4 protein-coding genes are annotated in these 4,055 nt (G+C 72.0%); 1 reads left to right on the top strand and 3 read right to left on the bottom strand.

Translation table 11 applies throughout. The features are described 5' to 3' along the window. The 3 genes from rpsP to proS all read right to left on the bottom strand — a co-directional run. Positions 1-496 (bottom strand): 30S ribosomal protein S16 (gene rpsP, locus AB0J68_RS28475; protein WP_363941512.1); only part of this gene is annotated, 496 nt, incomplete at its 3' end. A gap of 230 nt (positions 497-726) precedes the next feature. Beyond that, positions 727-1,383, bottom strand: coding sequence for a DUF402 domain-containing protein (locus AB0J68_RS28480; RefSeq protein ID WP_363941514.1), 657 nt, complete (start codon positions 1,381-1,383; stop codon positions 727-729). Position 1,384: 1 nt separating this feature from the next. Then, on the bottom strand, positions 1,385-2,791 hold the full coding sequence (gene proS, locus AB0J68_RS28485) for a proline--tRNA ligase (RefSeq protein ID WP_354856398.1): 1,407 nt from the start codon (positions 2,789-2,791) through the stop codon (positions 1,385-1,387). A gap of 255 nt (positions 2,792-3,046) precedes the next feature. Here proS and AB0J68_RS28490 point away from each other — a divergent pair, with 255 nt between their 5' ends. After that, a complete protein-coding gene (locus AB0J68_RS28490) occupies positions 3,047-3,652 on the top strand; it encodes a TetR family transcriptional regulator (protein ID WP_363941517.1) in 606 nt (201 codons plus the stop codon). Positions 3,653-4,055: the final 403 nt, after the last annotated feature.

The raw sequence follows: 4,055 nt of genomic DNA on the forward strand, positions 1-4,055 counted from the left end.
CGCCACCGTCGGCTACCTCACCCTGCCCTGGCTGCGCGCCTCCACCCTCGCCGGACGCCTCAGCCTGCTGGGCCTCGGCGGGCGCCTCAGCCTTCGGAGCCTCGGCGGCCTTCGCGGCCTTCTTGGCCGGCTTGGCCGGGGTCTCCGGGGCCAGCCCGGCGGCGGCCTTCGCCTCAGCCTCGTACGCGGCCCTGCGGTCGACCTGCTCGGCCTTGACCTTCAGCGGCGGCGGGGCCGGCAGGCCCTTGTACTTCTGCCAGTCACCGGTCAGCTCCAGCAGCCGCTGCACCGCCTCGCTCGGCTGGGCGCCGACGGACAGCCAGTACTGGACCCGCTCCGACTTGACCTCGATGATCGAGGGGTCTTCCTTGGGCTGGTAAACCCCGACGAACTCGATCGCCCGACCGTCACGCTTGGTGCGCGAGTCGGCGATGACGATGCGGTACTGCGGGTTGCGGATCTTGCCCATCCGCAGGAGCCGGATCTTTACGGCCACAGTTGTTTCGCTCCTGTTGCGATCTCACCGGCCCGTACGGGGCGGTGTGCATGGGTGAGCGCCGACCGGACCCGTGGGGTTGGGCCGGAGACTACTCGGTGGACTGGCAACGCGCCCGGGTTAGAGGGCGCCGAACGCGCGCCGGATACCAGCGACCCATTCTGCCAGATCCGATGCCGATCGCACGCATCGGACCCGGACACCGCGTCACCGGTGACCCGGAACACCTCTCACCGCACGGGTGGGCGGTCCCACCCGGGCGGAAGTTCGTCCGGTACGTCCCAGTCTGGCGGCGGTGCGAAGTCGCACCAGGTGCCGTCGAACGGGAACTCACCCGCCTCGGCGAGCGCGATCACCCGCTCCCCCTCGGCGCGGACCGCCTTCTCGTCGGTCACCCAGTAGTCCTCCGGAAAGGCGAGACGCTCGACGAACTCGTCCTCGTCCTTCCACTGCCAGGTGCGGTCCGCGGCGACCAGCACGTCGAGATCCTGGTCGATCACGTCGACGCCGGCCACCGCCCCGTCGTCCCAGCGCACGCCGGGCTCCTCCAGATTGACGTACCAGTGGCTGAACCGGCCCGCCGCGTCGCGGAACCACCAGACGGAGTGCGCCGCGCCGGTGGGCAGGAACTTCAGCAGCGGTGGCCCGTTCCAGCGCACCTGTGCGAGCTGGTACGTCGGCGTGATCCAGTCGGCGAACGGCATCCCTCGCATGGTCAGGCCGACCTCGTTCACCTCGTGGGCCACCGGCGAGCCCTTCGCGATCCAGAGCAGCAGCCCTCGCTCGTCGTCGAGAACGACCCGCGCCGGCCGGACCCACCCGATCCGCCCACGCCGCACGTTTCGGTGCAGGATCAGCCGACCCGGCTCGAAGCGGTCGACAGTCACCTCAGTAGGCGCGAGCGAGGATGGCGACCAGGTCGGGCTCGTCCTCCGAGTCCGGCACCGAGCCGTCGGCGCGCAGCAGACAACGCACCGTCACGCCCTGGCCGTTCGCCTCGGCCTCGCCGGCCACGCCGACCGCCGACCACGGCACCTTGGCCCAGCCGGTGGCCGCCGCCTCGATCGCCTCGGCAAGCGTCGACACCTCGACGGTGCGCGACTCGCGGTGCGCGAGGGCCTGGTCGTGCAGCGCCTGCTGATCGGCCTCCAGCGCCGCCAGCACCGCGCCGACCACGTCGGCCACCGGCGTCGGGGACTTCGACCCGTCGGTACGGCGGACCACCGTCGCGTTGCCGACGGCCAGGTCGCGAGGGCCGACCTCGACGCGTACCGGATAGCCACGCAGCTCGGCGTCGACGGCCCGGCGGCCGAACGCGGTGTCGGTCCGGTCGTCGAGCGCGACCCGGACACCGGCGTCGCGCAGGCCGTCGCGCAGCTTGGCCGCCGCCTCGGCGACGCCCTCGCCGTCCTTGACGATCATGATGTACGCCTGGATGGGCGCCAGCCTCGGCGGCACCCGCAGGCCGTTGTCGTCGCCGTGCGCCATGATCAGCCCGCCGAGCATCCGGGTCGACGTGCCCCAGGAGGTCGTCCAGGCGTGCTCGCGACCGCCCTCCTTGGCGGAGTAGCTGATGTCGAACGCCTTGGCGAAGTTCTGGCCCAGCTCGTGGCTGGTGCCCAACTGCAACGCCTTGCCGTCACCCATCATGCCTTCGCAGGTGTACGTGGCGGTGGCCCCGGCGAAGCGCTCACGGGCCGTCTTCAGGCCCACCACCACCGGAATGCCGAGCACGTTGACCATCAGATCCTCGTACGCCTCGTGCAGGATCCGCCGCGCGTAGGCGCGGGCATCCTCGCGGGTGGCGTGCGCGGTGTGCCCCTCCTGCCAGAGGAACTCGCTGGTCCGCAGGAAGATCCGCGGGCGCAGCTCCCACCGGACCACGTTGGCCCACTGGTTGAGCAGCAGCGGCAGGTCCCGGTACGAGTCGATCCACTTGGCCATGAACTCGCCGATCACCGTCTCGCTGGTGGGGCGCACCACCACCGGCTCGGCGAGCTGCTTGCCGCCACCGTGGGTGACGACCGCCAGCTCCGGCGAGAAGCCCTCGACGTGCTGGGCCTCGCGCTTCAGGTAGCTCTCCGGGATGAACAGCGGGAAGTACGCGTTCTCCGCGCCGGCCGCCTTGATCCGGGCGTCCATCTCGGCCTGCATCCGCTCCCAGATGGCGTAGCCGGCCGGGCGGATGACCATGGTGCCGCGGACCGGGCCGTTGTCGGCCAGCTTCGCCTTGGCGATCAGGTCCTGGTACCAGCGGGGGAAGTCCTCCGCACGGGGAGTGAGCACGCGTGCCATGACCGCACATCCTATGCGCCACGCGGGGCCCCGCCGCGCCCGGGAGGCGCCGCGCCGCGCGACGTGCCCTCCGCGCGGCGGCAGGGCCCGGCACCGGCCGGTCCGGCGACATGCGCTGGGCAGGCGCTGAGCGGAGCCCACGGCGGATGCCGGTCGGGTCGACGGCGCGCGCCGGACAGGTCGGCGGCGCGCGCTGGGCGGGGCCCGCGGCGGGTGCTGGGCGGGTCGGCGGGGGGACCGTAGAATTCGACCACCATGACTGCGACGACCGACTCACCACGCCAGCGACTGCGGGACACGATCGTGGACGCCGCGCGCGCACGGACCATCGCCGCCGGCTGGGACGCGGTCCGCATGGGTGGCGTGGCCACCACGGCGGGGGTCAGTCGGCAGACCGTCTACAACGAGTTCGGCAGCAAGGCGGGCCTCGCCGAGGCGCTCGCCCGGCGCGAGGTGGACCGGTTCGTCGGCGACGTCCGAGAGGCGTTGCTCGCGCACGGCGCCGACGTACGGGCCGGCGCGTACGCCGCGATCGCCCACACCCTCGCCACGGCGGCCGACAACCCGCTGGTCAAGGCCATCCTCACCAGCGCCCGGGGCGGCTCGGACGAACTGCTTCCGTACCTCACCACCCGGGCCGAGGTGGTCCTCACCGAGGCGTCCGGCGCGCTGATCGAGTGGGCCGGCGACCACCTGCCGGGAGCGGACCAGGAAGCGTTGGCCTTCGCCGCCGACACGATCGTCCGCCTGGTGGTGAGCCACATCGTGCTCCCCCGCTCCCCGATCGACCAGACCGCCACGGCCCTGGCCGACCTGGCCGTGCACCTCTTCACCGCCGCCGCCACCCGCCCGCCCCGCTGACCCTCCCACCCCGCGTCCCAGCGCCCCGCGCCGCGCCGTCCGTCGCGCGCCGCATCTGGCCCCTCCACGTGCCGCACACTCGCGTCGTCGCGTCGTCGCGCCCACGCACCCCCGACGCCCCCGACGCCCCCGCGCCCCGCGCCAAGATCCGCACAACATCAGTGATGTTGCTGCCTCCGGCGAGCGTGAGGCAGCAACATCAGGGAAGTTGCGCGGATCTTCCCTCGTCGACCTCTCCGCCCGGCAAGATCGTGCTCGATCCTGGTTGTAGTGGCATCCCCACGACGCCGAGGCCCCTACTTCCTGGACAACGCCGTTGCGTTTAGCGCCGTGAGCGGGAGGCAAGTCCTTTCTCGAAGAGTGTGATTTCGGCGTGGAAGCTGTAGGTCTGTGTGGTTGTTGG

The organism is Micromonospora sp. NPDC049580, from assembly GCF_040675595.1.
GTDB lineage: Bacteria > Actinomycetota > Actinomycetes > Mycobacteriales > Micromonosporaceae > Micromonospora.

Bases quoted from the DNA above. Each gene is read 5' to 3' on its own strand.
- proS (WP_354856398.1), bottom strand. From the start codon at position 2,791: ATGGCACGCGTGCTCACTCCCCGTGCGGAGGACTTCCCCCGCTGGTAC.
- AB0J68_RS28490 (WP_363941517.1), top strand. From the start codon at position 3,047: ATGACTGCGACGACCGACTCACCACGCCAGCGACTGCGGGACACGATC.